The 26,959-nt window shown below is 68.7% G+C and carries 28 protein-coding genes; 9 read left to right on the forward strand and 19 right to left on the reverse strand.

Annotated elements, in window-relative coordinates; genetic code table 11:
- Nucleotides 1-7: 7 nt before the first annotated feature.
- From ASG75_RS10455 to ASG75_RS10525, 15 genes are all read right to left on the reverse strand, one after another.
- On the reverse strand, nucleotides 8-1,114 hold the full coding sequence (locus ASG75_RS10455) for a glycosyltransferase family 4 protein (protein ID WP_056388631.1): 1,107 nt from the start codon (nucleotides 1,112-1,114) through the stop codon (nucleotides 8-10).
- Nucleotides 1,111-2,235: a glycosyltransferase family 4 protein gene (locus ASG75_RS10460; protein WP_157616933.1), complete on the reverse strand. Its 1,125-nt coding sequence runs from the start codon at nucleotides 2,233-2,235 to the stop codon at nucleotides 1,111-1,113. The genes ASG75_RS10455 and ASG75_RS10460 overlap by 4 nt, the downstream gene beginning before the upstream one ends.
- Nucleotides 2,236-2,239: 4 nt before the next feature.
- Nucleotides 2,240-3,754 (reverse strand): cobalamin-dependent protein, encoded by a 1,515-nt coding sequence (locus ASG75_RS10465; protein ID WP_056388632.1) that lies wholly within the window; start codon nucleotides 3,752-3,754, stop codon nucleotides 2,240-2,242.
- 24 nt (nucleotides 3,755-3,778) lie between these two features.
- On the reverse strand, nucleotides 3,779-4,477 hold the full coding sequence (locus ASG75_RS10470; RefSeq protein ID WP_056388634.1) for a class I SAM-dependent methyltransferase: 699 nt from the start codon (nucleotides 4,475-4,477) through the stop codon (nucleotides 3,779-3,781).
- On the reverse strand, nucleotides 4,477-5,709 hold the full coding sequence (locus ASG75_RS10475; protein ID WP_056388637.1) for an amidohydrolase family protein: 1,233 nt from the start codon (nucleotides 5,707-5,709) through the stop codon (nucleotides 4,477-4,479). Before ASG75_RS10475 ends, ASG75_RS10470 begins: the two co-directional genes overlap by 1 nt.
- A gap of 3 nt (nucleotides 5,710-5,712) precedes the next feature.
- Nucleotides 5,713-6,516 (reverse strand): methyltransferase domain-containing protein, encoded by an 804-nt coding sequence (locus tag ASG75_RS10480; protein ID WP_327213307.1) that lies wholly within the window; start codon nucleotides 6,514-6,516, stop codon nucleotides 5,713-5,715.
- A 227-nt stretch (nucleotides 6,517-6,743) separates the two neighbouring features.
- Nucleotides 6,744-7,586, reverse strand: a complete 843-nt coding sequence (locus ASG75_RS10485; protein WP_056388639.1) for a Wzz/FepE/Etk N-terminal domain-containing protein — start codon at nucleotides 7,584-7,586, stop codon at nucleotides 6,744-6,746.
- Nucleotides 7,587-7,592: 6 nt separating this feature from the next.
- Nucleotides 7,593-8,753 carry a hypothetical protein gene (locus ASG75_RS10490; RefSeq protein WP_056388640.1) on the reverse strand — a complete coding sequence of 387 codons (1,161 nt, stop codon included), beginning with the start codon at nucleotides 8,751-8,753 and terminating at the stop codon, nucleotides 7,593-7,595.
- Entirely contained in the window at nucleotides 8,750-9,694 is a 945-nt protein-coding gene (locus ASG75_RS10495; protein WP_056388644.1) for a glycosyltransferase family A protein, read from the reverse strand. The genes ASG75_RS10490 and ASG75_RS10495 overlap by 4 nt, the downstream gene beginning before the upstream one ends.
- Nucleotides 9,695-9,696: 2 nt before the next feature.
- Nucleotides 9,697-10,947, reverse strand: coding sequence for an O-antigen translocase (locus ASG75_RS10500; RefSeq protein WP_056388645.1), 1,251 nt, complete (start codon nucleotides 10,945-10,947; stop codon nucleotides 9,697-9,699).
- Nucleotides 10,944-12,056, reverse strand: a complete 1,113-nt coding sequence (locus ASG75_RS10505; RefSeq protein ID WP_056389312.1) for a DegT/DnrJ/EryC1/StrS family aminotransferase — start codon at nucleotides 12,054-12,056, stop codon at nucleotides 10,944-10,946. The genes ASG75_RS10500 and ASG75_RS10505 overlap by 4 nt, the downstream gene beginning before the upstream one ends.
- A 29-nt stretch (nucleotides 12,057-12,085) precedes the next feature.
- Nucleotides 12,086-13,018, reverse strand: coding sequence for a GNAT family N-acetyltransferase (locus ASG75_RS10510; protein WP_056388647.1), 933 nt, complete (start codon nucleotides 13,016-13,018; stop codon nucleotides 12,086-12,088).
- The gene (locus ASG75_RS10515) at nucleotides 13,005-13,958 is read right to left on the reverse strand and encodes a hypothetical protein (protein ID WP_056388649.1); all 954 of its coding nucleotides are present in this window, start codon (nucleotides 13,956-13,958) and stop codon (nucleotides 13,005-13,007) included. The genes ASG75_RS10510 and ASG75_RS10515 overlap by 14 nt, the downstream gene beginning before the upstream one ends.
- A gap of 7 nt (nucleotides 13,959-13,965) precedes the next feature.
- Nucleotides 13,966-14,631, reverse strand: a complete 666-nt coding sequence (locus ASG75_RS10520) for an acetyltransferase (RefSeq protein ID WP_056388651.1) — start codon at nucleotides 14,629-14,631, stop codon at nucleotides 13,966-13,968.
- On the reverse strand, nucleotides 14,616-15,053 hold the full coding sequence (locus ASG75_RS10525; protein ID WP_056388653.1) for an FdtA/QdtA family cupin domain-containing protein: 438 nt from the start codon (nucleotides 15,051-15,053) through the stop codon (nucleotides 14,616-14,618). Before ASG75_RS10525 ends, ASG75_RS10520 begins: the two co-directional genes overlap by 16 nt.
- A 265-nt stretch (nucleotides 15,054-15,318) precedes the next feature.
- Between ASG75_RS10525 and ASG75_RS10530 the strand changes: the two genes are divergently transcribed.
- From ASG75_RS10530 to ASG75_RS10570, 9 genes are all read left to right on the forward strand, one after another.
- Nucleotides 15,319-15,894, forward strand: coding sequence for a cytochrome b/b6 domain-containing protein (locus tag ASG75_RS10530; RefSeq protein ID WP_200935662.1), 576 nt, complete (start codon nucleotides 15,319-15,321; stop codon nucleotides 15,892-15,894).
- Nucleotides 15,895-15,946: 52 nt separating this feature from the next.
- A complete protein-coding gene (locus ASG75_RS10535) occupies nucleotides 15,947-17,284 on the forward strand; it encodes a hypothetical protein (RefSeq protein ID WP_056388657.1) in 1,338 nt (445 codons plus the stop codon).
- A 5-nt stretch (nucleotides 17,285-17,289) separates the two neighbouring features.
- Complete coding sequence (locus ASG75_RS10540) at nucleotides 17,290-17,700, forward strand: c-type cytochrome (RefSeq protein WP_056388658.1); 411 nt, start codon at nucleotides 17,290-17,292, stop codon at nucleotides 17,698-17,700.
- Nucleotides 17,701-17,901: 201 nt separating this feature from the next.
- Nucleotides 17,902-18,678 carry a hypothetical protein gene (locus tag ASG75_RS10545; RefSeq protein WP_235580188.1) on the forward strand — a complete coding sequence of 259 codons (777 nt, stop codon included), beginning with the start codon at nucleotides 17,902-17,904 and terminating at the stop codon, nucleotides 18,676-18,678.
- A gap of 72 nt (nucleotides 18,679-18,750) precedes the next feature.
- The gene (locus tag ASG75_RS10550) at nucleotides 18,751-19,335 is read left to right on the forward strand and encodes a sigma-70 family RNA polymerase sigma factor (protein WP_056388662.1); all 585 of its coding nucleotides are present in this window, start codon (nucleotides 18,751-18,753) and stop codon (nucleotides 19,333-19,335) included.
- Nucleotides 19,332-19,967, forward strand: a complete 636-nt coding sequence (locus ASG75_RS10555; RefSeq protein WP_056388664.1) for a hypothetical protein — start codon at nucleotides 19,332-19,334, stop codon at nucleotides 19,965-19,967. The genes ASG75_RS10550 and ASG75_RS10555 overlap by 4 nt, the downstream gene beginning before the upstream one ends.
- A gap of 101 nt (nucleotides 19,968-20,068) precedes the next feature.
- Nucleotides 20,069-21,271, forward strand: a complete 1,203-nt coding sequence (locus ASG75_RS10560) for a S8 family serine peptidase (RefSeq protein WP_235580213.1) — start codon at nucleotides 20,069-20,071, stop codon at nucleotides 21,269-21,271.
- 174 nt (nucleotides 21,272-21,445) lie between these two features.
- Nucleotides 21,446-22,057: an NAD(P)-dependent oxidoreductase gene (locus ASG75_RS10565; protein WP_056388668.1), complete on the forward strand. Its 612-nt coding sequence runs from the start codon at nucleotides 21,446-21,448 to the stop codon at nucleotides 22,055-22,057.
- 49 nt (nucleotides 22,058-22,106) lie between these two features.
- Nucleotides 22,107-22,679, forward strand: coding sequence for an NADPH-dependent FMN reductase (locus tag ASG75_RS10570; RefSeq protein WP_056388670.1), 573 nt, complete (start codon nucleotides 22,107-22,109; stop codon nucleotides 22,677-22,679).
- Between the two features lie 63 nt (nucleotides 22,680-22,742).
- On the opposite strand, the gene glnA is transcribed toward ASG75_RS10570, so the two are convergent.
- From glnA to ASG75_RS10590, 4 genes are all read right to left on the reverse strand, one after another.
- Nucleotides 22,743-24,152, reverse strand: a complete 1,410-nt coding sequence (glnA, locus tag ASG75_RS10575; protein ID WP_056388672.1) for a type I glutamate--ammonia ligase — start codon at nucleotides 24,150-24,152, stop codon at nucleotides 22,743-22,745.
- A gap of 189 nt (nucleotides 24,153-24,341) precedes the next feature.
- Entirely contained in the window at nucleotides 24,342-25,673 is a 1,332-nt protein-coding gene (locus ASG75_RS10580) for an ammonium transporter (protein WP_056388674.1), read from the reverse strand.
- Between the two features lie 21 nt (nucleotides 25,674-25,694).
- Entirely contained in the window at nucleotides 25,695-26,033 is a 339-nt protein-coding gene (locus tag ASG75_RS10585) for a P-II family nitrogen regulator (RefSeq protein WP_056388676.1), read from the reverse strand.
- 25 nt (nucleotides 26,034-26,058) lie between these two features.
- Nucleotides 26,059-26,820, reverse strand: a complete 762-nt coding sequence (locus tag ASG75_RS10590) for a TorF family putative porin (RefSeq protein WP_056388679.1) — start codon at nucleotides 26,818-26,820, stop codon at nucleotides 26,059-26,061.
- Between the last annotated feature and the right edge of the window lie 139 nt (nucleotides 26,821-26,959).

Raw genomic sequence — 26,959 nt, forward strand, 5'->3', positions numbered from 1 at the left:
ATGCCTTTCACTCGCCCGCCGCAACCAACCGCAGATACAACGCCTCGAACGCGCGCGCGGTGTGGTCGGCGTCTTCGCGGATCGCCCGGCACTGCGCAGCGGCCGCCAGCCGCAGCCGCAGCGCCTCGTCCGCCAGCACGCGGCTGATTGCGCCGGCCAGGGCGGCCCAGTCGCCGACCGGCACGGCCAGCGCCGCCGCCGGCGTCCACTCGGCCAGATGCCCGACCGCCGTGCCGACCGCCGGCACGCCCGCTACCGCCGCTTCGAGCAGCACCAGCGGGCCGGCTTCGTGCAGCGACGACAGCACCAGCAGGTCGGCCGACTCCATCATCGGGCGCAGCTCGCGCTGCGTCTTGAAGCCATGGAAGCGGACGCGGTCTTCCAGTCCCAGCCGGCAGGCCAGCTGTTCCATCTCGCCGTGCAGCGTGTCCACGCCGACGATGTCCATGTGGAAGGCCATCCCTGCCTTGGCCAGCGCGGCCAGCGCGCGCAGCAGGGTCGGCTGGTCCTTCACCCGGTTGAGGCTGGCGACGTGGATCAGCCGCGCCGGCCCCGCGCTGCGCCCGTGCGGGGCCAGCGGCGACCACCCGCGCAGGTCGACGCCGAGCGGCACGCGCCGGGCTTTCAGGCCGAGCGCGGCCAGCGCGTCGATGATCGGCGCGCTGGCCGCGGTGATCGCATCGGCGCCGCGCAGCACTACCGCCTCGCGCAGGCGCCCCTTCCATTTGCGTCGGCCGCCGTAGCCGATCGCGTGCAGCGCGACCAGTTCACCGCCGGCGACGTGCACCAGGCTCGGTCGCCGCAGCAGTTTCGCCGCGGCGACGGCGACCAGGCTGCAGGAACCGGAGAAGATCGCTTGGACCAGGTCGAACGGCGCGCGGCGATGCTCGGCGCGAATTGCCGCGATCGCGCGCAGCCGTGTCCAGCCGTCGCCGATGTTGTGCACGGTGGCGCCGGCGAGTTCCCAGCGATCGGCCGTCGCTTCCTGGTGCAACGCGAAGACATGTACTTCGTGCGCGCGCGCCAGCCGCCCGATCAACGCCAGCAAGACCGGGATCACGCGGAACTCGCCGCTGCGATCTACCCCGCCCGGCACCACCAGCGCGATTTTCATCCTGCCCTCCGCCGCCGGTCGTCGAGCACCTGCGCATAGGCATCGGCCCAGCGGCGGCCCAGCGCGGCGAACGACAGCGTGGCGTCGAAGTGGGCGCGCACCTGCGCCGGCGATGGCCGGTTCGCCGCGACATCGACCAGCGCCTCGGCCAACTGCGCGGCGTCGCCGCAGGGCCATAGGCGACCGACGCGGCCATCATCGGTCAGCGCGCGGAACGCGGGGATGTCGGTGACCACCGGCGCCACGCCGCAGGCCAGCGCCTCCAGCAGCGCATAGCCGCAGCTCTCGGCATGGCTGCCGGCGACGAACAGGTCCGCGGCCTGCATCAGCGTCTCGACCCGCGCGTGCGCCAGCTTGCCGAGCAGATGCACGCGCCCGGCCAGCCGCGGATCGCGCGCGATGCGCTGCTGCATTACATCGAGCAGCGGCGCGTTGCCGAACGCGCACCACAGCTGCAGGTCGGGCAGACGCAGCGCAGCGCCGGCCACGCCGTCGAGCACGCTCAGCGGATCCTTGCCGGGGTTCAGATGGCCGACCCACAGCACGCAGGGGTCACCGTGCAGGCCGGTTTCGGCGCGCGCGCGGGCGCGATCGCCCGGCGTGAAGCGGCTGCTGGATTCGGGGATCGCGAACAGCCGCGTCTGCGGCGCGAACAGGCCGGCGCGGGTGAACGGCTGCGCCATGTCGACCGCGGTGAAGGCGATGCCCGCGGCCGCCGCGTACCGGCGCCGCCACCACGGCCGTCGCCACCAACGTGGCAGCCGGTCGGCGTGGTCCTGGATCACGATCGGCAACTGCGGCAGGTGTTGCGCCAGGGCGAACGCGTCGGCGGCGAAGCCCAGGCCATGCACGTGCAGCACGTCGGGCCGGATCTCGTCCAGCACCTCGGCGAGATGGCGCGCGCGGTGCGTGTCGGGCACCGCGACGAAGCGGTAGTCGATGCCGTTTCGCAGCACGCGCTCCGGGCGCGTCGCCAGCTGGATCACCGACACGCGGGTGCCGGCGCTGGCCACCGCTTCGGCCACATCGGCCAGCGAAGGCCATTGCTCGAAGACGTCGGCCGAGGCGAGGTTCGCCGGCACCGGCAGGAAATTGATCTGCGCCACGTGCACGGCCGGCATCAGCCTAGAGGCCCGACACCTGCGGCATGCGCAGGCGCACCAGCCGGTTCGCCAGGTTCAGTTCCCACGGCCGGTCGTACTTGCGGAAGCGGTAGCGCCACCCGGCCATCGCGCTCAGGTTGCGCTTGGCCCACGGCGGCGCACGCAGGTCCTGCACCGTGGGATAGCGGCAGCGCAGCACGGTGACGAAGTCGTTGATGCGATGGCGCAGTTTGTCGGTGAGCCACGGCGCATCGACGTGGCAGGCGTAGTGGACCCAGCGCGGCTGGGTCCACTCGTCCGGCGTGGTGGGGAACACCACCGGCTCGCCGTCGAGGTCGAGCAGCGGCGCGCCCGGCCGCTTGCTGCGGTCCTTCTCGTGGCGGCTGTGCTCCGGCAGCGGCGTGTAGACGTAGATGACGATCTCGGTCTGCGGGTTGATCCGCTTCAGCTCGCGGATGAATTCGAAGGTGCGCTCGGTCTCTTCCTCGGTGTTCTCCGGCGGCGCGACCATGAACGACAGCTCGGGGATCACCCCGTAGCGGCGGCACTGTTCGACCACCGCCAGGGTCTGGTCCGGGTGCGTGCCCTTGCGGATGTCGTGCAGCATCTGGTCGCTGGGCGACTCCGCGCCGATGTAGGCCATGCGCAGCCGGCTCTTGCGCACCAGCTCCCACGAGCGCTCCGACAGTTTCAGCAACGCGTCCGCGCGGGCAAAGCACCACCACGGCAGTTCGAACCGCGCCATCACTTCGAGCAGCGGCACCATGTCCGCCTCGCGGTCGAAGAAGTTGTGGTCGAAGTACTGCACCGAATCGGCGCCCAGCTCGTGCTTGAGGTAGCTCAGCTCGCGTTCGAGCCGCGCGGCGGCCGGCAGGAAGGTCGCGCCGCCGAACATCGCCGCCACGCCGCAGAAAGTGCAGTGGTAGCGGCAACCGATCGCCGCCTGATGCGCGACGGTGCGCTGGCCGAGGTAGGTGCGCGCCAGGTAGCGGCGCGGATCGCCGAGCTTGTCGTAGGGCAGCAACCCCGCGGGGTCGTTGCGCATGATGCGGCGGCCCGGGTTGTGCACCACCGTGCCGGCGTTTTTCCAGGACAGCCCGGCGATCTGTTCCAGGGCGGGACCGGCGTGGCCGCTGAGCGTGGCGACCAGCTCCGACAAGGTGTCCTCGCCTTGCGCGCGAACCGCGTAATCGACGTAGGGCGCGGCCAGCGTCGCCTCCGTGTGCAGGGTCGGGAAGTAGCCGCCCCAGATGATCGGCAGCGCCGGAAAGCGCGCGCGGATCGCCTGCGACACGGCGATCGCCGGCGCCACCTGCGGGCCGCCCATCACGCCGATGCCGACCGCGTCGAAGCGGTCCTGTTCCAGCGCGCGCAAGGTGTCGTTGACGAAGTCGCGGTCCACGTTGCCGTCGATGATGCGGCTGCTGCCGCTGCGGTCCAGCGCCGCCGCCAGGTGCAGCAGCGCCAGCGGGAACCGCGCGCTGGTACGCGAGGTGATGGTGGGGTTGATCAGCAAGGTGCGCGGCGGGTGGGTCATGGGAAGGCCTGCGAGCAAGTGGAATCAAGGCGCCCGGCGCAGCTGGAACACCAACGCGACGGGAACCTCCAGTGCCATGCGGTCGAAGTGCGCGCCGGCGGGGATGTCGGCCGGGTCGAGCATGGGTTCCAGCACGCGCTCGATGCGCAGCCCGAGTCCGGCGCAGGCGGCGTGCCAATGGCTGTACAGGTGCCGGGTATGCCGCACGGCGTAGCTCAGGCCGCCCGACTTGAAGTCGCGCCGCCAGCCGAGCGCGTGCCCGATCGGATGCACGTCGCTGCACAGCAGCGTGCCGCCGGGCCGGGTCACCCGGCGCAGCTCGGCCAGCGACTGCTCAAGGTTGTCGAGGTGTCCCACGACCAGGCCGCAGACGGTCAGGTCCGCCTGCGCATCCGGCAGCGGCAACGCCGCCAGGCTGCCCTGCACCAGCGCGATCGGCGCGTCGGCGTGCAGCGCGGCCAGTTCGGTGTCGGCGCGCGCCAGCATGTGCGGCGAAAGATCCACGCCGGTCACGCGCGCCGCGCCGCGGCGCAGCGCATGCAGCATGTAGCGCCCGCTGCCGCAGCCGACGTCGAGCACCGCCTGCCCGTGCAGCGCGCCGGGCATCAGCCCGAGCATCGCGCGCTCCTCGGCCCGCATCACCGGGTTGTGCGCATGCGCCGGATAACTGGGCGCCCACAGTGCGTAGGCCTCGCGCGGTTCGAGCAGCGGCGGGCGGGACATCAGTAGCACCCGGCTTCGATGGTGGCGTCGCGCGCGCGCTCGTTGTGTCCGGCAACCCGTTCGAGGCCGGGCTCGAGCGCGAGCAGCGCCGGCTCGGCCAGCGGCCCGGCCAGCAGCTTCGGCTTGCCGTCCAGCGTCACCGGCACGGCGTCCACGCCGGTGGCCGCGAACCATTCGGCGAAATCGGGATCGGCGATGCGCGGCACGCCGTCGCGCACCACGGCGCGGATGTCGCTGCGCCGGATGCCGGTCAGGCTGCTCTCCGCGTTGCCGCCGCGGTCCTCGACGATCACCAGGTCCGCCCGCGCGCCCGGCGCGAGGCTGCCGCGCGAGGGCAGCCGCAGGATACGCGCGGCATCGGTGGTGGCCAGCCCCAGCAGCTGCCGCGGGCTGAGCTCGCCGCGCGCGGCGATCCCGCGCATTTCATCGAGCAGGTCGCGCGCACCGCTGAGTCGCGAGTCGCTGCCCAGCGCCAGCCGCCCGGCCGCGCACAGCCGCCGCGGATCGAGCGAGCGCCCGAGCAGGGTGTGGTTGCTGGTCGGACACCAGACCACCGCCGCGCCGCTGGCGATCACCCGCTCGACGTCGCGCTCGCGCAGGCCCACGCCGTGAACCAGCACGCTGTTCGCCGCCAGGCAGCCCAGTTGATCCAGCTGATCGAGTTCGGCCTGCGCCGTCGCGTCGGTACCCTCGGCCAGGTGGATCAGCCAAGGACGGTCGGCGGGTGTGGTGGCAAAGCTCGACGATACCGGCGGCCCGTAACCGGGCCAGCCCAGCGCGTAGCTCCAGCCGTAATCGCGCAGCAGGGCGACCGGAAAATCCGTCGCGTCGAGCGCCGGGTGCCAGGGGTCGTGATGCGCCACGCAGGTGGTGCCGGCGAGCAGGTTCTTCAACGCGCCGTGGCGCAGCCGCAGTGCCTTCGGCACCTGCAGCGCGGCAACGACGGCAGCTTCCTCGAAGTGCGCCTGGAACGCCGCGATCCAGGCGTAACTGTTGGGAAACGGCGCATCGGCGCGCAGCGGCGGCACGGCGTTGACGTGCAGATGTTCGTGCGCGTTGATCAGGCCGGGGAAGATCAGGTGGTCGTGCAGGTCGATCCGCCAGGCCCGCGCGGCCAGCGAGGAGCCGATCCGCCCGCCCCGGATCGGCAGCGGCGCGCGCGAGGCGCCGGCGGGCGTGACCGAAATCGCGCGGCACAGGCTGATGTCCAACGCGGCCTGGAGAACGTCCATGGCTCAGCGCCGCCGCATCACGATCAGGAAGTGATCGCCCATGTCGCGCAGCAGCGGCAGCGCGCCGAAGCGGTCGTCGAGCCGGCCCAGGCGCTCGCACCAGCGGTGGTGGCGGCGGTAGTAGTCCACCAGGTAGGGCGGCGGCATGAACAGACTCAGCGCGCGGTAGCCGGCCAGCGAAAAGTGTTCGGCGAACGCGCGGTAGAACTCGCGCGGCAGGTAGTAGTAAGTCCAGATCGTGTGGTGGTTCATGCCCACCGCGGTCGCGCCGCGCGCAGCGCGCACGCCGGCCCGCCTGAAACGCCCGCGCAGCGCGTAGTGGCCCAGTTCCCACGGACAAATCCGGCCCATCACCGAAAAAACCAGGCGACCGCCGGGGCGCAGCAGGCGCGCGCATTCGGCCGCCACGGCGCCGAGGTCCGGCGCGCAGTTCAGCGGGCCGAAGTTCGAGTAGATGCCGTCGAACGCGTCGTCGAGCCGGTCGAGCTGCTGGATGCCGAGATGGACGGCGCTGACATGGGACTGCAGGTCCTCGGCGACGGCGCGCGATCGCGTGCGCTCGACCATCTGCGGCGACCAGTCGCTGGCGACGACCTGGTGGCCGCGCCGCGCGAACTCGATGGCGTCGATGCCGGTGCCGCAGCCCAGGTCGAGCAGGCGCGAGGCGGCCGGGAACTCATCGTGCACGGTGTCCCACATGGCCAGCCGCATGCGCTGGATCAATTCGTTGTTGCCGCGCGGGCCGTCGTAGTCGGCGGCGACGCTGTCGAAGGCACGCTGCGTGTCGAGCAGTTGCGCCTCGTTCAAGGGCGCAGCCCCGCGCGGCCGGCGGACGTCCGGGGCGGGCTCGGCCAAGTTTCCGCTTTCAAATGTGTGCTGCCCGTTCATGTCGATCCCTGTTCCGCCGGAATGCTGTGCGTGATTCGCCACGACGCCCGGAACCCGCCGCCGGCCGGTCCCGGCATCTTCACGGCCTGCCTGGTGAGTGCCGGTACGGGCCGCTTTGGTTGAATGCCCGGCCGGCGAACGCGAAACTAGTCCCGCGCAGGCCGCCGCGCGACGTTTCTGGCCAGCGCCGCGGACGAGCCCAGGAAAAGCCCCAGCAGCAGGCCGATCCCCCAGGTCAGCTCGGGATTCGGAAACGCCTGCTTGTCGGGGACGTAGACCGGCCACACCAATGACGTTTCATAGGTGTTGGTGGGGCCGAGGCGGTCGACGAGATCGCTCCGTGCCTGCCGCAAGCCGCGGATCTCTTCGTTCTTGTTGGCCAGCAGCAGGCTGGCCAACATCGGGTTCGCCATGTCCTTGCCGCCCGCCCCGCCCTTGTTTTCCGACTCGGCGGCCTGCCGATAGCGGACGCGGTCGGCCTCGGCGGTCTGCAGGTCGGACTCGACCTGGGCGAGGCGTGCGCGCGCCGACTTCAACGGCGCCTCTTCCAGACCCCGATGGACCATGCGCAGCCGGGCGACCGTCGCCGTGGCGAGTTCGCTGGCCTGCTGCCGGGAATAGGCCCGCACGCTCAGGCGGACCACCGAGCCCGCATAGAGCATCGGCTCCAGTTTCAGGCTGCTGCGGTAAAGCTGGGCCACCGACGACGTCTTCGCATAGCCGGCGCTTTCCAGGACCTCGTTCTTGAACGGCACCAGCTGCAGCCGCTCGGTCACGCGCTGCAGCGGTTCGACCTTGGGATCCTGGCCCGGCAATACCTGGCCGACCTGCCCGATCTGGATCCAGGCGGTCGCCTCCCACTGGCGCTTCACCAGGTGCGCGAAGGCATAGGTGCAGACCAGGGTCAGCACCAGCACCAGCACGAACCACGTCCACTCGCGGGTGAAGATCCGCCAGAGATCGATCAGATAGATTTCATCGCGTTCCATGGTTTTTTACTCGCTGGAGAGAGAGGGTGAAGCCGGAGTGGGCGCGCCGGTCGGAGCCTTCCGGTTCGGCAGCCACGTCGCCATGACCGGCAGGAACAGGCAAATGCCGATGAAGCCGGCGTTGGTCCAGGTGAAGGCCTGCGGCGCGAACGGCGACATCACGCAGACGTAGGAAACGCGCAGGAACATCAGCAAGGCGAACAGCGGCACCGTCGGGCGCAGGCGCTGCACGCTCCACAGCAGCATCGCGTACAGCGCGAACACCGCCAGCGTCGCGCCGAACGGGCCGAACGCCATCAGGAAGGGGAAGAACTCGGTACCCACGTTGATGTTCGACGCGTCCAGCGGGATGCCCGTCCCGGCCGTCACCACGGACCCGTGCAGCGGCACCACCTGGTTGATCAGGAAGTCGGCGTTGGAATAGCCCTTGGCCAGGATCGAACTGAAGTTGTACGGCCCCGCGCTGACGTACAGCAGCAGCCATTTGATGCCCTGCGGAGCGGCGTGGTACATCGCGCTGAACGGCAGCGTGATGTGGTCCAGCGGCCCCGAGCGCAGCATGCCGAGGATCGAGAAAATGCTGCTGCCGACGAACGCCAGGCCCAGCAGGGTTTTCCACGGCAACGGCCTGGCCTCGTTCCGGCGCAGCACGAGCACCAGCGCAAACGAGAAGAAGGTGGCGAACAGCCGGTTGCGGTCGATCACCAGCACCGGAAACACGAAGCCGATGGCGATGAGCGCGATGCGCAGCCGCCGGCTCCTGGTGCAAAGCAGCCCGATCGGCGGCAGCACCCAGCACATGTCCGAAACGTGCCGCACATGCGCGCGGCCGCCATCCATCACGGCATACGCCGACGGCTTGTCGAACAGCGGGATCGGGAACAGCGTGAGATCGAGCAGGCAGAACAGCACGATCAGCGCGGCCAGGGCCAGCGCAAGGAATGCCTCGCGGGTGCCGGCGTAATGGCGCGCGCGGAACCGCGCGAGTTCCGGCAGCCGCACTCCCGTCTGCACGTCGAACAGGATGATGGCCGCCGCGATCACGGCCAGCAGCAGCAGGCCTTCCAGGTAGTCGGCGGAAAGGTCGTAAGTGAGCAGGGTCAGCCCGCAGGCAAACAGGATCGGCAGGCCGAGCCAGGTGGAAGGAAGGCGCAGCAGTCGTTTCATGTCCCCTCCACGCCGTGGCCCGCCGACGGCAGCCTTGCCCTCGCAGCGACGACCAGCGACAGGTAAGCCGCCATGTGCAGCAGCAGCGGCCCCGGCTTTCTTTCCAGGAACGAAATCTTGGCGCCGATGTAATGCGACTGCGCCTGCAGCAGGGTGCGATACGGCTCGCCGAACAGGCTGGTCCGGCGCAGCGCGATGTGCCGCGACTCGATGAGGTTGTTGACGCGGGTTTCGGCGTGCCGCGTCCGGCTCAGGTTCGCGTCGTGCATGCGGTACGCGCAGACGCTGACGTCGACGAAACCGAGCGCATCGCGCGCGGCCAGCCGCAGGAACAGGTCCCAGTCCTCGATGCGCAGCCCTTCGCTCCAGCGGTCGACGGTGTCGAGCGCGCTGTTCCTGATCAGCGCGACCGGCCCGCCGATGGCCCACTGCCGGATCACCGCGCGGCGGATGCCGTCGTCGGAGCGGTACAGGTTCTTGTTGGCGCCGTGCAGGTCGCACATTCCGCTGTCGTGCAGCTTCTTTCCGTCCTGGTCGACCACGATCGAATCGCCGATCACCGCGCCCTTGCCCGGGTGCGCCTGCAGGTAACGGACCTGGGCTTCGAGGCCGCCGGGCAACAGATAGTCGTCGCTGGCGCCCGGCCGCAGGAACTCGCCGTTCGCGCGCGCCGCCAGTTCGTTGAGGGTCGCCGCGATGCCGCGGTTCTCCCGCTGCACGTACTCGATGGGAATGTCCATGCAATGCGTGGCCACCCAGTCGGCGATGCGCGCGCCGGTGCGGTCGGTCGAGCCGTCATCGATGATGATCAGCTCCTTGGCCGGGTAGGGATCTTCCAGCACGCTGTCCAGGCAGCGCCGCACGAAACGCTCGTGGTTGAAGGCGGGGATGAGCACCGAGACCAGCGGCGGCGCCGTGCCTTTGGATACGTCGAACGCCATCGTCACTGCCCTCCCAGGTAATGCCGCACGACCAGCACGTTGAACACGAGGTAGCCGAGGTAGTTGGCGGCGAAGGCGTACATCGCGCCGACCAGGCCGAAGTGCGCGGTGAACACGTAGACCAGCGCCAGGTAGCTCGCCGCGAACACGCACTCGGAGACCACGAACAGCCGCGTCATCGCCTTGGCCAGCATCACGTAGGAAAGGATGAAGGAGGCGATCTTGATGACGTCGCCCACCAGCTGCGGCCCGTACAACGCGTTGGCCGGCGCGAAGTCCGCGCTGAACAGCAGGCGTGTCACCCAGTCCCGCAGCACGTACACCGCCGCCGCCAGCACGACGACCACGGGCAGGATGTAGCGGTACGCCGTGCGCAGCTCGGCCACCAGCGCGGCGCGTTCCCGGATCGACGCCAGCTTGGGCAGGTAGTAGATGTTGATGGCCGCGGTAATGAACAGCAGGTAGGCATCCGACACCTTGCTCACCGCCTGCCAGTAGCCGACCTGCTCCCAGCCGAGCTGCAGCGCGAGATGATCGCGCACCGCGATATTCACCAGCGGCGCGACCAGGGCGGCGGTGAGCGTCATCACCGAGAACGCCGCCAGCCGCAAGGTCATTTCGCGGTCGAAGCGCAGCCGCAGCATGCTGCGCTGGAAGTACGGGCTGCGCCACCACGCCGGCAGGCCGACGACGAGCCACAGCAGCTGGCTCACGATCAGCGCCAGCAGCGCGCCGTACAGATGCAGCCAGCGCGCCAGCCAGATCACCATCACGATGCTGAGCAGCGAGCCCAGCACCTGGATCAGCGCCAGCCGGCGCACGTCCATGAAGCCGTTGATCACGGCCAGGATGTAGTTGACCAGCGCGATACCGAGCTGGGCCACCGCGAGCACGCGGATCAGGCTTGCGTAAGTGGGATCGTCCAGCAACCACTGGGCCAGCTGCCGGCTGAACAGCAGCGCCAGGCAGCCCATCAGGACGGAGGCGCACAGCGCATACCACAGCGCGGCGGCCAGCAGGCGCGCCAGCCGCTGCGGATCGTGGCGGTATTCGGCGACGTACTTCACGATGCCGGCGCTGATGCCGCCGCCGGCGAGCACGGCCAGCAACGACATAAGGCTCATGAACTGGCCCAGCTTGCCCACGCCTTCGGGCCCGGCGAACCATGCCACCAGCTTGATCACCACCAGCGCCGCCAGCAGCCGCGCCCCGGTGGCAACGGCGGAGTAGAAGCCGGCGCGCACGATGTTCATGCCGGACACGCAAACGCGTTGCAGGCGGCGATCACGCGCTCCACCGCATCCCCGCCCAGGGTCGGCCCCATCGGCAGGCTCAGCACCTCATCGTGCAAACGCTCGGTCAGCGGCAGCCGGACATCGTGCAAGGCCGGGTAGGCCGGCTGCCGGTGCGGCGGCACCGGGTAGTGCACCTGGCTGTGGATGCCGTGCGCCAGCAGATGCCGCTGCAGCGCGTCGCGATGGGAACAGCGCACCACGAACAGATGCCAGGCGTGCTGTTCCTCGTGCGCCACTTGCGGCAGCCGGATCTGCGGATGGCGGATGCCGTCGCGATAACGCCGCGCCACGCGGCGGCGCCAGGCAACGTCCTCGTCGAGATGGCGCAGCTTCACCCGCAGCAGCGCCGCCTGCATTTCGTCGAGCCGCGAATTGACGCCCTGGAAAAGGTGGTGGTACTTCACCTCGGAACCGTAGTTGCGCAGCGCCGCGACCCGCTGCGCCAGCCGCGCGTCGCCGGTCACCACCGCGCCGCCGTCGCCCAGCGCGCCCAGGTTCTTGGTCGGGAAGAAACTGAAGGCCGCCGCGTCGCCGAACGCGCCGGCCTTGCGGCCGTCGCGCATCGCGCCGTGCGCCTGCGCCGCGTCCTCGATCAGCAGCAGCCGGTGCCGCCGGGCCAGCGCCGCCAGCGCCGGCATGTCGGCCAGCTGGCCGTACAGGTGCACCGCCATGATCGCGCGCGTGCGCGGTCCGATCGCCGCCTCCACGCAGGCCGGGTCGAGGTTGAAACTCAGCGGATCGGGCTCCACCGGCACCGGCACCAGCCGGTTCTCGCTGATCGCGAGGAAACTGGCGATGAAGGTATTGCCGGGCACGATGACCTCATCGCCCTCGCCGAGCGCGCCGAGCTGCTTGTAGCCGCGCAGGATCAGCGACAGCGCGTCCAGCCCGTTGCCCACGCCCACGGCGTGGGCAACGCCGCCATAGGCGGCGAACTCGCACTCGAAGGCGGCCAGTTCCTCGCCCATGACGTACCAGCCCGAATCGATCACCCGCGCGGCGGCCGCCTTCAGCTCGTCGGCATGGCGCGCATTGATCGCCCGGACGTCGAGAAACGGGACGTCCATCGGTTCGGCTTCCGTCAGCGCGCCGGCCATCACAGCGGCCACTCGTAGAAATCGTGCACCACGGCGCGGGCGCCGAAGTATTCCTTCTGCGTGACCAGGCCGCCGTTGAGCACCCGCCCCTCCTGTTCGGTCGAGATGCCGAAGCTGAAATACGTCCGCTCCGCGTAGACGCCGCCGACCAGCTCCGCCAGCAGGAAGCTCAGCGCGCTCAGCCGCCGCCCTTCCTCCGAGACGGCCATGTACTGGGTGTGCACGGCCTTGCCGAAATCGTAGACGAGCACGCCCGCCAGCAAGGCGCCCTCGCGGCGTGCCTCGTGCAGCACGATCTGCTGCGGGAAGCGCGCCTGCAGCAGGCGCAGCTCGGCCAGGCTGTGGGTCGGCACGGTGTCGTGCTTGCGCAGCACGTCGGTCAGCAGCGCGTGGAAGTCCGCCGGGTCGGCGCTGGTGTGCAGGCCGATGCCGGCCTTGTGCGCCTTGTTGACGGCGCGCTGGCGTCCCTGCGTGAAGTGGAACGCCTCGCGCAGCGCGATGGCCGAGGAGAGATCGCGCCGCTGTAGCCGCGCGCCCAGCCGATGCAGGGCATACAGATCCTCCTCGGCCGGATAGGCATGGAAAATGTGCGGCACCGCCTTGTAGAGCACCCGCTCCACGCCGAGCGCACGGTAGTGGTTGGCGATCTGCTCGAACACGGCCAGCGTCGATTCGGCGCGCAACGCGTGCGTGGTGATCAGCCCGGCATAAGTAAGGCCGCCGTGGCTGGTCACCACGTTGTCCCGGATGTTCGCGGGGAACACCGCCACGGCCTCGCCGTGCCGCTCGACGATCAGCGACTGGTCGACGAAACGATCGGCGTGGTAATCCATGTAGCCGCGCCGGTGCAGCAGGTTGCCGTTGCGGGAACGCCCGACCAGCGCGTCCCACGTATTCACGTCGGCGGGGGCGTAGGGCCTAACGCTGCACATCGGCATCACCGTCGCCGTGGCTGACGCGCGCTTCGGCCACGCCGAAGCCGTCCACGCCCATGTCGTTGCCGTTGTAGAACATCAGCAGCTTGTCGCGCCGGCGGATCAGCGCGGGATAGCAGAGCGTGCGCGAGTCCCAGCCGCTGGCGGACAGCGCGATGCCCAGCATCTCGTCGCGGCGTTCCCACGTGATGCCGTCGTCGCTCACGGCGACGCCGGGAAAGTATTCGCCGGTGCGATTGCCGCGCGTGAAGTACATGACGTAGCGGCCACCGAAGCGGTACACGCGCGGCCGGCCGATGCGGTACTCGCTGCCTTGCGGCCGCAGGCAGACATGATCCGCGCGCGGGATCGCCGTGAGATCGGCCGTCTGCGCATAGCGGATGTGGTAGCGCGGAAACGGCTGGCCGCCGATGGTTTCCCAGTCGTCGCCCACCGCGTACCACAGGCGCCAGCGGCCGTTTTCGTACATGGCCGAATGCACCGCGCCGATGGTGCTGCGGCCGGGCGCGCGATCCAGGATCGGGGTTTCCTGGGTGCGTTGGAAGCTGTTGCCGCCGTCGCGGGAAATGGCCAGGCCGCTGAAGGCCAGGAACTTGGCCCGGGCCACGCGCTGGAAGCCGACATAGAACAGGTGCAGGCCGCCGGGCGCGTCGACGAGGTCGCCCAGGATCATGCCGTTGTCGTCGAAGCAGCCGGCCCGGCCGATGTCGAGCACCGGCTCGGCGCTGACCCGCACGATCGTCGCGGGGTCGTCCGCCCGCACGTCGACGTAGCCGATCCGGCTGACACCGTCGGCATCGCGAAACCCCGCGTAGACGCGGATGAGCTCATCGTCGAGGCGATACGGCGTCGGCGTGAGCGCCGAGTGGCGCATCCAGCCGCCCACGCCCTGCCGCGCGGTGTCGAACACCAGGCCTTTCTTGGTCCATTCGAACATGCGCTCCTCAAAGCCTCACGTCGAGGCTCGACCGGCCGGCTACCGCACGGGCCGGSGAGCCGACGTAGACCCGGCCCGGCTCGGTGTCGCGGGTAACCAGCGCACCGGCGCCGATCACGTTGTCGGGGGCGACTTTCACGTGATCGTTGAAGGTGCTGTTCACGCCGACGAAGCTGCTCTCGCCGATTTCGCAGTAACCCGAAATAACCGCATGCGAGGCGACGAACACGTTGTCGTGCACGACCGTGCGATGCCCCACGTGATTGCCGCTCCACAGGATGCAGTTGTTGCCGATGCGCACGAACGGCTGGATGACGTTGCCCTCGAAAATGAAGCTGTTCTCGCCCACCTCGGCATTGCGCCAGACGAAGGCGCGCGAGCTGATGTACGTAGCGCAGCGGTAGCCGCGGCGCTTCGCATCCTGGTACAGGCGCGTGCGCAGACGATTGAGCTGGCTGGCCGGCACGGCGACGAACACGTCGACGTCCGCCGGCGGGTAGTGCGCCTCCAGTGTTTCGTACGCCACCACCGGACGGCCGGCCAGCTGCGGTTGCGCGAGGTAATCGCGTTCGACGCTGAAGGCGACGACGTCGTGCTCGCTGTCGTGTTCGAAATATTCGCAGGCGATCTGCGCGAACTCGCCCGCGCCGATGAGGACTAGAGGCCTTGGCATGCTGCCACGCCCTCCTGGTACACGGGGCCACGGACCTCGCGCAGGAATTCGGCATAGTCGGTGATGTAGTCGCCCGGGTCGTACAGATGGTCGGCCAGCACCATCAGCACGCAGTCCTCGCTGAAGTCGTACAGCTCGCGCCACACCATGCTGCCGAGCTGCAGGCCGTACGAGGGGTCGTCGAGCACGACCTCCACCGGCCCGCTGCCGTCGTCCAGTAGAAAGGTGACGGAGCCGCGTACCGCCACCGCCAGCTGGTTGAGATGGCGGTGCGCGTGCTGGCCCCGATGCACGCCGTCGTGGGTGGCGAACAGGTAATACACGCGCCGGATCACGAAGGGCACGTTCCGATCCTGTTCCAAGGCGATCAACATGCCGCGGTTGTCGCCGTGCTTCTGCAACTGGATGCGTTCGATTTCCATGTTCCGGGCCAGGCGTGATTTCGAGGATGACCGACCTATCTGGGTGCCGCCTGGCGGGTGAAAGGTTGCGTCGGCTGCGGCGGGCCATCGGGGCAGTCGCGGCAGGTTCCACCTGGCGCGGACGCAACCTTTCATGGCTCGACCGGCACTCATGTTTTTCGGATCACTCTCGGTTCGTGCCCGCGCCTTGTCATGAGGACGCGGCTGATCGTGGAGTGCGCAGGGGAATCGGCTTGATGGCGGCAGCACGCAAGGGCACCCAGGCATGGGGTTGAAGAACGAAACCCCGCCCAGGGAAAACGGTGAGGGGGCGTCCACGCGTCCCAGGGGCTTGGTGGTGCTGCACTGGCTCACCCTGTTTTGCGTGGTGTCCGGGGTGGTGCTGATCCTGCTCCGCGACGAAGTCGCCGGACGCGTCATGCGCCAGTGGCTGCTCGACGGGCATCGCCATTTCGGGGTGCTCGTGCTTCTGCTTTTCGTCGCCCGCGTGGCCTTGCGCACTCGCTCGGGCAAGCTGCCGGCAGCGGGCAATCCGTCACGGTTCACCCGCATCGCCGCGGCGCTGGTCCACGCCGCCCTGTACGTCCTGCTGCTCGCCCTGCCGCTGCTGGGCTGGGCCCTCAACGATGCGCTGGGCAAGCCGGCCCATCTGCTCGGCGTGGCGCTGCCGACACTGGTGGGCGCCGATGAGGATCTCGCCGACGCACTGCTGGCCTGGCACCAGGATGCGGCCTGGCTGTTGCTCGGACTGGTTCTGCTGCACGCCGCCGCCGCGCTGTGGCACCACTTCGTCCTGCGCGACGGGGTGCTGCGCACGATGTTGCCGAAACCCCGCCGCTGATGGGCCTGCCGCCCCTCACTTGCCGCGGCGCCCTGCCCAACAAGGAGATTCCATGTTGTCTTTTCTGAACCGACGCGCGAGGCGCCGGCCCGGGAACACGCACCGGTGCTACGGCCTGGCAGCGCTCCTGCTGCTCGCCAGCACCGCCGCCCAGGCGGTGCCGAGCTACGCCCGCCAGACCGGCGCCGCCTGCGCGGATTGCCACGCCGGCGCCTACGGTCCCGCGCTGACGCCCTACGGCATGCGCTTCAAGCTCAACGGCTACACCGACACGGACGGCAACGGCGGCAAGCTTCCGCTGGCCGCGCAGCTCATCGCCACGCGCTCCATCCCGGCCCGCGGCGAGAGCACGACGCGGCTGACCGAGGCCGACCTCTACCTGGCCGGACGCCTCACCGACCAAATCGGCGGTTACGTCAAGGTCGAGAACAGCAACATCGGCAACAACACCTTCCGCACCCGGCTGAACAACGTCGACCTGCGCTTCGTCGCCAAGGACCTCAAGCTCGGCGACAAGGAAGCCACGCTCGGCGTGAGCGTCAACAACAACCCCGGCTTCCAGGACCCGATCGCCGCCTTGCCGGGCGCCGCAGGCATCGGGCCGCCGTCGGTTTCCGGCAGCTTGCTCAACCTGTCCGCGCTGGCCCATCGCGTCATCGGCGCCAGTGTCTACGGCCTGTACGACGCGACCTGGTACGGCGAAGTCGGCTCCTACACCTCGCTGCCGACGTCCCAGCAAGACCACCTGGGCTACGCCGTTTCGGGCGACCCGGGCAAGCTCAGCGATACCGGCTATGTCCGCTTCGCCTACATGAAGGATCTCAAGCGCCAGTTCTTCTCGGCCGGCGTGGTCGCGCTGAGCACCCGGCGCCAGTTGCCGCGCAACGGGCCGCGCGACGACATCACCGACCTGGGCTACGACCTGACCTACCAGTTCCTCGGCAACCGCGAACACATCGTGCAGCTGAGCTACACGAACATTCTCGAGAAACGCCGTTACGGCAGCACGCCCGCAAGTCCCTCCAACCCGGGCCTTGCCGCACGCGCCCGCGGAGTCGTGCGCGACCAGACCACCAGCCTGACCTACACCTTCCGGCAGAGCTACGGGATCACCCTCGCCCACCTGGTGAACAGCGGCAGCCGCGACGCGGTCCGCTACACGCCGTACGGCGTGCCCGACACCACCAGCAACCTCATCGGCGTGTTCTGGGCGCCGTTCGGCAAGGACGACTCCTATACCTCGCTGGCGAACCTGAAGATCGCAGCCACCTGGTTCCGCTTCGCCCGGTTCAACGGCAGCCGCACGAACGTCTTCGGCGCCGCGCCGGGATCGACGACCGATGCGCGGGACCTGGATGCGTTCTCGCTTTCCCTGAGCGTGGCTTTCTAGAAAACATGCACAGGAGCCGGAACGTGACCCAGTTGCTTTTGCGCGGCGCCGCCGTCGCCGCGCTCTGCCTGGGCGGGACGACGGCCCCGCCGCTCGCCCATGCCGGCGACGGCGCTGCCGGATCGGACGTGTTCAAGGCGGAATGCGCCGAATGCCACAGCGTCCGGGCGGGGCGCAACAAGAAGGGCCCCAGCCTGTTCGCGGTGGTGGGGCGCGCGGCGGGAACCTTGCCGGGCTACAACTACTCGGATGCCTTGCGGGCAGCGCGCTGGACCTGGACGCCGGAAAAGCTGCACGGCTACCTGTCGCAGCCGGCAAGCAAGGCCAATCCCGGCACCAGGATGAAATACGACGGCCTTGCCGACCCCAAGGCCCTGGACGATCTTGTGGCATACCTCGGCACCCTCCATCCATGACATGCTTCGGCCAGCGCAGATCGACTGAAACTCCCCGCACCATCCTGTCCGGGGTGGTGCGAACGCCGTTGGCGTCCACACTGGCCGTTTCATCACGAACCGATGGGCTTGACGACACTCTGGCAAGCATTGTTGGACTGCCTCGCGCCATGGCCGCCGGCGCGTCGGCGCGGGCGTGGCTTGCGTGCGGCTGATCCGTCCATGATGCGTTCGCATCGTGGCCCTGCCAGCCGGGTCGGTTTCGCGGCACTGCTCATGGGCGCAGCCTTGGCGCCGGCACTGCATGCGCAGTCGACCACCTTCAGCGGCGCCGTGGCACTCAGCTCGCAGCTGGTGGACCGGGGCCAGGCGATAACCCGCACGACACCCATCCTGCAGGCCGCCGCCTCCTGGACTTTCCCGGCGGGCTGGTCGCTGGGCCTGTCCGGCAGCGCCGAGGTGCAATCGCCAGGCCACCTCGTGGCCGCCCTCGCCCAGGCGTCGCGCCACTGGTCGCTTGCCGGCGACTGGCAGATGCAGGCGGGCCTGCTCTACTACAGGTACCCCGGCACGGCCCGCTCAAGAGGCTTCGACCGCGCCGAAGCGGGGCTCAGCTGGACCTATCGGGACGTGCTGACCGTTGGCGTGTCGGCCATCCACGTCATCGGCGCCAAGGGCCGGCAGCGGCCGCGCGGCGCCGCGGACGTCAGTTTCCGCTGGCCGCTGGCACGCCAGCTCTTCCTTTCCGCCGGGGCGGGCGCCGCCCAATCCCCCATCGCGCCCTACAACGCCTACCGCTACAACCGCGAGTACGATCATGCGCGTCCCTATCGCCGCGTCCGCGAGGGCATCCACACCTACGGCCATGTGGGCTTGTTGTGGAGCCATGGACCCTGGCGGGTCGAGCTCGACCGTATCCTGGCCGACCCGGAAACACGCTGGCAGTGGGACGTCATGGGCGCCTCGCCCTGGGTCGCCACGGTTTCGCGGTCCTTCTGACCCGGAGGCAACCTTTTCGCGCCGATGCGGTACCTACTTCGCAGCCGAGTTCCCCCGACCTCCTCCAGGCCCATGAACGACGACGATATCGACTCCGACGCCACCGACCGCATGCTGCTGCAACGCATGGCGGCGGACGACCGTGTCGCGCTGGGGATCCTTTACCGCAGCTATCACGGCAGGTTGTGTCGCTTCCTGACCCGACTGACGCGGCGCGCCGACGTCATCGAAGAAGTCATCAACGACTGTTTCTGGATCGCCTGGCAGAAAGCGGGCAGCTTCCACGGGGATTCGCGCGTTTCCACCTGGCTCATGGGCATTGCCTATCGCTGCGGGCTGAAGGCGCTGCGGCAGCACGGCGACGAACCCGTCGAAGACGACGCCCGGCAGGAAGAACGCACGCCTGCCCACGACCTGGACGAAGACCGCGAGCTGCGCGACTGGCTGGGCAAGGGGCTGGAGCGCCTGTCGGTGGATCAGCGGGTGGTGATCGAGCTGGTCTACGGGGTGGGCCACAGCCTGGATGATGTTGCCGTCATCATGCAGTGCCCCGTGGGCACGGTGAAGGCACGCCTGTTCCATGCGCGGGTCAAGCTGCGCAATGTGCTGCCGGCCCTGGCGGGGGAATCGCCCAAACGCACGGGGAACGCACCATGACGTTTCCGATGGATTCCGGCAAGGACTGCGTCCGCGCCTGGGAAACGATGCCCTGGTTCCTGCAGGACAACGCCACGCAAGAACAAGGCGCCTGGCTGGAAGACCACCTGGCGCAGTGCGAATCGTGCCGCGCGGAGTTCGCGCAGCAAAGCCGCCTGCGGCTTGCCCTGTCGCTGCCCTCGGACGTTCCGGTCGATGCCGACGTCGGGCTCGGGTGTTTGCTGGCCCGCCTCGACATGCCCGACCCCCAGGAGCTGCGCCCTCGTTCGCGTTCGGGAAACTGGTTGAGCCGGGCGCTGGTTGCCGCGGTGCTGGTGCAGGCGCTCGGCCTCGGCGTACTGGGCGTGAAGCTGTGGTCGGTGGGTGGCACTCCTTCGTACCGCACGCTCAGCCAGGAGACCTTGCCCGCGGCCCCGGGCGCGATTCGCGTCGTGCCCGATGCGAACATGACGCTGGCCGACTGGAACGCGTTGCTGCATGCCTTGCGGCTGCAGGTGGTGAGCGGTCCCAACGATGTGGGTGCCTACACGGTCGCCCCGGTGAGTTCCGCTTCGACGGCGCAACATGCGCTGCAGCAGCTGCGCACCACGCGCGGCATCCGGCTGGCGGAGCCTGTCGCCGCCACGCCATGAAGTACGGCCGCCTTCTCCTTCTTGTCGTCGCCGCCGTCCTGGGCGGGTGCGCGTCCACGCCTTCCGTGACCACCCCGGACAACCACGCCGGCCTCGGCCGCATGTCGGTCGCCAGCGCGGCCGCGATGGACAGCCGGCGCGACATCATCCTGGCCGTCGCCAACCCGCTGGAGCCGCCGCCGATACACGCCGGCTCCAGCCTGCTCGGCTATGCCCCGTCCAGGTATTACGGCGCCGGCCAGCACGCGGCATCCACCCTGGCCGCGCTGAAGAAGAGCTACGCGTTCAGCGAGGTCGCCGGCTGGCCGATCAAGACCCTCGACCTGTACTGCATCGTGCTGCAGCCGCCGCCCGGCACGAGCCGGGAAGCCTTGCTCAAGGCGCTCGCCGGGGACGACCGGGTGCGCCTCGCGCAGCCGTTGCACGACTATGCCGTTTACGGCAAACGGTCCGCTGAGGCGGCGCACCACTACAACGATCCCTATGCCGGCCTGCAACGCGGTTTCGTCGAAACCGATGCCGCGCTGGCGCACGACTTCAGCCAGGGCAGCGGCGTGCGCGTCGCGATCGTCGACACCGGCGTCGACCTGACGCATCCCGACCTTCGCGGGCGCATCCACGATGCGCACAACATGGTCGACGACGACGCGGCGGCGTTCGACCGCGACAGCCACGGCACGGAAGTCGCCGGCATCATCGCCGCGGACGGCGACAACCACCAGGGCATCGTGGGAGTGGCGCCCAAGGCCACGCTCAGCGTCTACAAGGCCTGCTGGTATCCGCCCGCGCCGAACACCGGCGCGCGCTGCAACTCCTTCACGTTGGCCAAGGCGCTGGCGACGATCATCGATACCGACGCCCGCATCATCAACCTGAGCCTGGGCGGGCCCGCCGATCCGCTGCTCAACCTGCTGCTGGTGCGGATCCTGGAACAGGGCCGCATCGTGGTTGCCGCGATTCCGCCGGAAGGGAATGTCGACGGATTCCCCGACAACACGCCGGGAGTCATCCTGGTCCGCGTCAGCGGCATGTCGGCGGCTCCGCCCGGCGTCCTCAGCGCGCCCGGCGACGACATCCTGACTACCCAGCCCGGCGGCGGTTACGACTTCACGTCCGGGCCGTCGATGGCGGCCCCGCACGTGAGCGGGATGGCCGCCCTGCTGCTGTCCCTCGCGCCGGGGTTGGATGCACGCACGATCCGCGACCTCCTGCTACGCAGCAGCAAGGTCTCCAACGGCGTCCTGCAGGTGAACGCCGCCTCGGCCGTGTCCGAACTGCGCGGCACGCCGAAAACCGCCCGCTGATCCGATCGCGTGCTGGCCGCTGCCAGCGCGCAGCCGCGCCATGGAGAAGGTCGTCGGCGCGCAGCTCCGTGAACGCGCGCATCCACGCCGCGACGACATTCGACGCGCTAGCTTGGCGTGAGCGCCGGCGAATGGACGTCCATTCCCTGGCGCAGCCCCGACCGGGAGACAAGCATGAAGATCGCATTGATCGGCGTCAGCGGGCTGGTCGGTTCGCACCTGCTGGCGGAGCTGCTCCGGCGCGGGCACGAGGTCACCGGCATTGCCCGCGACACCGGTGGCGTGGCCGCCCGGCCGCAGTTGCGGCTGAAGCACGGCGATGCCACCCGGCCGGCGCAACTGGCGCCACTGCTGGCCGGTCACGAGACGGTGATCAGCGCCACGAAATTCGCCACGTCCGATGTGTCGGCACTGATCGCGGCGCTGAAGCAGGCCGCCGTGCACCGGCTGCTGATGGTCGGCGGCGCCGGCAGCCTGGAGGTGGCGCCGGGCCAGGCGCTGATCGACACGCCCGGCTTCCCGGCAGCGTACAAACCGGAGGCGGAGGCCGGCCGACGCTTCCTCGATGCGTTGCGCAAGGAGCAGCAGCTCGACTGGACCTTCCTGTCGCCGTCGGTCGAATTCATCCCCGACGAACGCACCGGGGTCTTCCGCCTCGGCGGCGACCAGTTGCTCACCGACGCGGGCGGCCGCAGCTGGATCTCGATGGAGGACTTCGCGATCGCCCTCGTCGACGAACTGGAGACGCCGAAGCATTCGCGGCAACGCTTCACCGTCGGTTACTGACCACCACACCGCGCAGCCGCTCCACTTCACCCGCCAGGACGACACGCACATGAAGACCTACCAAGTCGGCTATCTCGTCGGCAGCCTCGCCCGGGGCTCGATCAACCGCCTGCTGGCCAAGGCGCTCACCCGCCTCGCACCCGCGGGGCTGGAGCTGGTGGAGATTCCGATCCGCGACCTGCCGCTGTACAGCTACGACTACGACGCCGACTACCCGCCGGTGGCGCGCGCGTTCAAGCAGGCGATCGCCGAGGTCGACGGCGTGCTGTTCGTCACGCCGGAGTACAACCGCTCGATCCCCGGTGCGCTGAAGAACGCGATCGACTGGGCCAGCCGGCCGTGGGGCAAGAATTCCTTCGCACGCAAACCGTCCGGCATCATCGGCACCTCGCCCGGTTCGATCGGCACCGCGGTCGCCCAGCAGCAGTTGCGTGGCGTGCTGTGCTTCTGCAACTCGCCGCTGATGAACACGATGGAGGCGTACATCCAGTTCAGCCCGGGCCTGATCAGCGAGGACGGCACCGTCAACAACGACTCCACCGCCGAGTTCCTGGGCAACTACATGAAGGAACTGCACCTGTTCGTCGAGCGCGTGCTGACCGTGCACCCACGCGAGGGTTGAGCCGCTCGCACAAACGACAACGGGCGCCGAAGCGCCCGTTGTCGCTGCCATGCGGCGAGCCACTTACAGCGAGTAATACATCTGGAATTCCAGCGGGTGCGTGCTGGCGCGGTACTTGGTCACTTCCTTCATCTTCACCTCGATGTAGGCGTCGATGAAGTCGTCGGTGAACACGCCGCCGGCCTTGAGGAACTCGCGATCCTTGTCCAGCGCTTCCAGCGCGGCGTCAAGGCTGGAGCACACCTGCGGGATGTTCTTCTCTTCTTCCGGCGGCAGGTCGTACAGGTCCTTGTCGGCCGGCGCGCCGGGGTCAATCTTGTTGAGGATGCCGTCGAGGCCGGCCATCATCAGCGCGGTGAACACCAGGTAGCCGGAGTTCATCGGGTCGGGGAAGCGCACCTCGATGCGGCGGCCCTTCGGGCTGGCCACGTACGGGATGCGGCAGCTCGCGGAACGATTCCGCGCCGAGTAGGCCAGCATCACCGGCGCCTCGAAGCCAGGCACCAGGCGCTTGTAGCTGTTGGTGGTGGAGTTGGCGAACGCGTTGATCGCGCGGGCGTGCTTGAAGATGCCGCCGATGTACCACAACGCGGTCTGGCTCAGGCCGCCGTAGAGATCACCGGCGAACAGGTTCTCGCCGTTCTTGGCCAGCGACTGATGCACGTGCATGCCCGAGCCGTTGTCGCCGACCAGCGGCTTGGGCATGAAGGTGGCGGTCTTGCCGTTCTGGTGCGCCACGTTCTTGATGACGTACTTCATCGTCAGCAGTTCGTCGGCCTTCTTCACCAGCGTGTTGAACTTCACGCCGATCTCGCACTGGCCGGCGTTGGCCACCTCGTGGTGGTGCACCTCGACGGTCTGGCCCAGCGATTCCAGCACCTTGCACATGTCCGCGCGCAGGTCGCCCAGCGAGTCGACCGGACTGACCGGGAAGTAGCCGCCCTTCACGCCCGGACGGTGGCCGCTGTTGTTGCCGTCGTACTTGTAGCGCGACGACCACGCCGCTTCCTCGGAGCCGATTTCGTAGAACACGCGGCCCGGGTCGTTCTGCCAGCGCACCGAGTCAAAAATGAAGAACTCCGGCTCCGGCCCAAAGAACGCGGTGTCGGCGATCCCGGTGGATTTCAGGTACGCCTCGCCGCGCTTGGCGATCGAGCGCGGGTCGCGGCCGTAGGCCTGCATGGTGCTCGGTTCCAGCACGTCGCAATGCAGGATCAGCTGCACGTGCGAGCTGAACGGATCGAGGTGGGCGGTGTCCGGGTCGGGCAGCAGCACCATGTCGGATTCGTTGATGCCCTTCCAGCCGGTGATCGAGGAACCGTCGAACATCTTGCCGTCCTCGAACGTCGACTCGTCGATCGCGTGGGCCGGGAAGGTGACGTGGTGATGCACGCCGAGCATGTCGGCGAAACGGAAGTCGACGAACTCGACCTCGTGTTCCTGGATCAGGTCGAGCACTTTGTTGGCGGACATGGAGCAACCTCGGCGATGAATGGTGAGCTGGTCAGAGCAAGCCTCGTGCCAGCGGAAGTATCCGTTGCGTGGCAACGGCTGGCGGACGTTTCCGGCGCATCGAGCGGACCGGAAAGAAACACGATGGTGCAATACGGTTGACGTATTGCACCATCGTGGATCGACCGATCGCGCTACGCGATGCCCTGCTCAGACATCGTAGGCGCTTTCGCCGTGCGAGGTAATGTCCAGCCCTTCGCGCTCGGCCTCGTACGGTACGCGCAGGCCGAACACCGCCTTGACCACCAGGTAGGCCAGCACCGAAACCACGCCGCTCCACAGCACGGTGATGCCCACGCCCAGCGCCTGCACGCCGAGCTGGTGGCCGATCGAGAACCCCGCCGCGCCGGTACCGCCCAGCCCCGGCGCGGTGAACACGCCGGTCAGCAACGCGCCCACGATGCCACCGATGCCGTGCACGCCGAACACGTCGAGCGCATCGTCCGCGCGCAGCAGTTTTTTCAGCCCGGTCACACCCCACACGCAGCACACGCTGGCCAGCGCACCGATCACGATCGCGCCCATCGGCCCCACCGTGCCGCAGGCCGGGGTGATCCCGACCAGGCCGGCGACCGCGCCGGAAGCGCCGCCCAGCATCGACGCATGCCCGCGCACGATCGCCTCCACCGCCAGCCACGCCAGCACCGCCGCGGCGGTGGCCAGCAAGGTGTTGATGAAGGCCAGCGCCGCGCCCGCGTTCGCCTCCAGGTTGGAGCCGGCGTTGAAGCCGAACCAGCCTACCCACAGCAGTGCCGCACCGACCATGGTGAAGGTGACGTTGTGCGGCTTCATCGGTTCGCGCCCGAAGCCCAGCCGCGGCCCGACCAGGTAGGCGCCGACCAGGCCGGCGACACCGGCGTTGATGTGCACCACGGTGCCGCCGGCGAAGTCCAGCGCCCCCTTGGCGAACAAATAGCCGTCCGGTCCGTACCACACCATGTGCGCGATCGGCAGGTAGGCGAAGGTGAACCACAGCGCCGCGAACAGCAGCACCGCGCGGAAGCGCATCCGCTCGGCGAACGAACCCACGATCAGCGCCCCGGTGATGCCGGCGAAGGTGGACTGGAATGCCACGAACACGTACTCCGGCAGCGACACGCCCGCGGTAAACGTGGCCGCCAGAGTGTCCTTGCCCACCCCGCGCAGGAACAGCTTGTCTAAGTTGCCGATGACCGCGCCGCCGCCGCTGAACGCGAGGCTGTAGCCATACGCCACCCACAGCAGCAGCAGCAGCGAGAACACCGTCATCACCTGCATCAGCACCGACAGCACGTTCTTCGTACGCACCAGGCCGCCGTAGAACAGCGCCAGCCCCGGCACCGTCATCAGCAGCACCAGCAGGGTCGAGGTGAGCATCCACGCCACATCGCCCTTGTCGACCACCGGCACGGCGGCCTTTGCATGCAGCAGCGGCGCAGTCAGGCCCAGCAGCAGCAGCGGCAACCACGTACGGATGCCGCGGAACAGCTTCAGATCTTTCATGGCATACCTCGCGTGATGCGGTCAGAGGGCGTCGGCGTCGAGCTCGCCGGTGCGGATGCGGATCACCCGGTCCACGCCGGTGACGAAGACCTTGCCGTCGCCGACGTTGCCGGTGCGGGCGGCCTGCTGGATCTCCTCCAGCACGGCATCGAGCAGGTCGTCGGGTACCACCACCTCGACCTTGAGCTTGGGCAGGAAATCGACCACGTACTCGGCGCCGCGGTACAGCTCGGTGTGGCCCTTCTGGCGGCCGAAGCCGCGGACCTCCGTCACCGTGATGCCCGACACGCCGGCACGCGCGAGCGCATCGCGGACCTCATCGAGCTTGTACGGACGGATGATGCTGGTGATCATTTTCATGGGTGGCTCCACCGGTGGAATGTCTTCAGAACGACCTGGCCAGGCTCAGCACCGCCGTGGCGCGACCCAGGTAGTGGCCACGCGCATTGGTGTAGACCGACGCGTTCGCGTTGGTGTCGTAGTAGCCCAGTGCCGCCGACCAGCCGCTGCCGAAATTCCGGGTCACGCCCAGCTTCCAGTCGCCGTACGAGGCGCCGGCAACGTTCTCCACCTGCTGGTGGCCGACATGCGCGTTGAGCAGCCAGCCCGGAGCGAACGCCTGGTTCCACGACAGGTCGACGTAGCCGCTGCGCTCGCTACCGGCATAGCCGAACAGGTTGGTGAACGCGTACGAGTACTTCAGCGACACGCTCTTCCAGGCCAGCGCGGCATAAGCCTCGGTGGTATTCGGCAAGACGAACCCCGCCGGATAGCTACCCGGGTACTGGTAGCGGTACACACCGACGTCGTAGCTCCAGTCGCCGCCGAAGCTGCCGCGGTAGCCGCCGTAGAGATCGAGCTCCACGCTGCTGGAGATCGGCGCGGCGGAGGTCGAGGCGTCGGACAGCCAGCTGACACGACTGCCCCAGCCGCCGAGGTACCAGTCGCTGGCGTGGTCGAACTCGACACCGGCCTGCACGGCGGGCTTGCGGTTGGTCTGCGAAATGCCGCGAAACAGGTAGTCGTTGACCACACCGGCGCTGCCGACCCACTTGCTGACCAGGGCCTCGTCGGCCAGCACCGGCGCCAGGGCGGATACCATGACCATCGAGCCAGCGGCAACCACGGCTATCCAACATCGTTTCATGAGCTCGGGTCCCTCGGAGAAACGGCAGGCGTGTAAACAGACGTCCAGACGTCCATTCATGGCCCATGCGTTCGCATGGCGCTCAAGCCATCTCAGCAAGCCCCGTGCCACGACGGGCAAACGTTGCTGCGGCAGCATC

The organism is Rhodanobacter sp. Soil772 (assembly GCF_001428385.1).
GTDB lineage: Bacteria > Pseudomonadota > Gammaproteobacteria > Xanthomonadales > Rhodanobacteraceae > Rhodanobacter.

What these genes read in the sequence shown, in the direction of transcription:
- ASG75_RS10505 (WP_056389312.1), bottom strand. Translation starts at nt 12,056, where the DNA reads ATGGACGTCCCGTTTCTCGACGTCCGGGCGATCAATGCGCGCCATGCC.
- ASG75_RS10565 (WP_056388668.1), top strand. Translation starts at nt 21,446, where the DNA reads ATGAAGATCGCATTGATCGGCGTCAGCGGGCTGGTCGGTTCGCACCTG.
- ASG75_RS10470 (WP_056388634.1), bottom strand. Translation starts at nt 4,477, where the DNA reads ATGTCCCGCCCGCCGCTGCTCGAACCGCGCGAGGCCTACGCACTGTGG.
- ASG75_RS10590 (WP_056388679.1), bottom strand. Translation starts at nt 26,820, where the DNA reads ATGAAACGATGTTGGATAGCCGTGGTTGCCGCTGGCTCGATGGTCATG.
- ASG75_RS10465 (WP_056388632.1), bottom strand. Translation starts at nt 3,754, where the DNA reads ATGACCCACCCGCCGCGCACCTTGCTGATCAACCCCACCATCACCTCG.
- ASG75_RS10490 (WP_056388640.1), bottom strand. Translation starts at nt 8,753, where the DNA reads ATGAAACGACTGCTGCGCCTTCCTTCCACCTGGCTCGGCCTGCCGATC.
- ASG75_RS10510 (WP_056388647.1), bottom strand. Translation starts at nt 13,018, where the DNA reads ATGTGCAGCGTTAGGCCCTACGCCCCCGCCGACGTGAATACGTGGGAC.
- ASG75_RS10525 (WP_056388653.1), bottom strand. Translation starts at nt 15,053, where the DNA reads ATGGAAATCGAACGCATCCAGTTGCAGAAGCACGGCGACAACCGCGGC.
- ASG75_RS10540 (WP_056388658.1), top strand. Translation starts at nt 17,290, where the DNA reads ATGCACAGGAGCCGGAACGTGACCCAGTTGCTTTTGCGCGGCGCCGCC.
- ASG75_RS10555 (WP_056388664.1), top strand. Translation starts at nt 19,332, where the DNA reads ATGACGTTTCCGATGGATTCCGGCAAGGACTGCGTCCGCGCCTGGGAA.
- ASG75_RS10460 (WP_157616933.1), bottom strand. Translation starts at nt 2,235, where the DNA reads ATGCCGGCCGTGCACGTGGCGCAGATCAATTTCCTGCCGGTGCCGGCG.
- ASG75_RS10495 (WP_056388644.1), bottom strand. Translation starts at nt 9,694, where the DNA reads ATGGCGTTCGACGTATCCAAAGGCACGGCGCCGCCGCTGGTCTCGGTG.
- ASG75_RS10585 (WP_056388676.1), bottom strand. Translation starts at nt 26,033, where the DNA reads ATGAAAATGATCACCAGCATCATCCGTCCGTACAAGCTCGATGAGGTC.
- ASG75_RS10580 (WP_056388674.1), bottom strand. Translation starts at nt 25,673, where the DNA reads ATGAAAGATCTGAAGCTGTTCCGCGGCATCCGTACGTGGTTGCCGCTG.
- ASG75_RS10550 (WP_056388662.1), top strand. Translation starts at nt 18,751, where the DNA reads ATGAACGACGACGATATCGACTCCGACGCCACCGACCGCATGCTGCTG.
- ASG75_RS10500 (WP_056388645.1), bottom strand. Translation starts at nt 10,947, where the DNA reads ATGAACATCGTGCGCGCCGGCTTCTACTCCGCCGTTGCCACCGGGGCG.
- ASG75_RS10515 (WP_056388649.1), bottom strand. Translation starts at nt 13,958, where the DNA reads ATGTTCGAATGGACCAAGAAAGGCCTGGTGTTCGACACCGCGCGGCAG.
- ASG75_RS10570 (WP_056388670.1), top strand. Translation starts at nt 22,107, where the DNA reads ATGAAGACCTACCAAGTCGGCTATCTCGTCGGCAGCCTCGCCCGGGGC.
- ASG75_RS10560 (WP_235580213.1), top strand. Translation starts at nt 20,069, where the DNA reads ATGTCGGTCGCCAGCGCGGCCGCGATGGACAGCCGGCGCGACATCATC.
- ASG75_RS10455 (WP_056388631.1), bottom strand. Translation starts at nt 1,114, where the DNA reads ATGAAAATCGCGCTGGTGGTGCCGGGCGGGGTAGATCGCAGCGGCGAG.
- ASG75_RS10475 (WP_056388637.1), bottom strand. Translation starts at nt 5,709, where the DNA reads ATGGACGTTCTCCAGGCCGCGTTGGACATCAGCCTGTGCCGCGCGATT.
- ASG75_RS10535 (WP_056388657.1), top strand. Translation starts at nt 15,947, where the DNA reads ATGTTGTCTTTTCTGAACCGACGCGCGAGGCGCCGGCCCGGGAACACG.
- glnA (WP_056388672.1), bottom strand. Translation starts at nt 24,152, where the DNA reads ATGTCCGCCAACAAAGTGCTCGACCTGATCCAGGAACACGAGGTCGAG.
- ASG75_RS10545 (WP_235580188.1), top strand. Translation starts at nt 17,902, where the DNA reads ATGATGCGTTCGCATCGTGGCCCTGCCAGCCGGGTCGGTTTCGCGGCA.
- ASG75_RS10530 (WP_200935662.1), top strand. Translation starts at nt 15,319, where the DNA reads ATGGGGTTGAAGAACGAAACCCCGCCCAGGGAAAACGGTGAGGGGGCG.
- ASG75_RS10485 (WP_056388639.1), bottom strand. Translation starts at nt 7,586, where the DNA reads ATGGAACGCGATGAAATCTATCTGATCGATCTCTGGCGGATCTTCACC.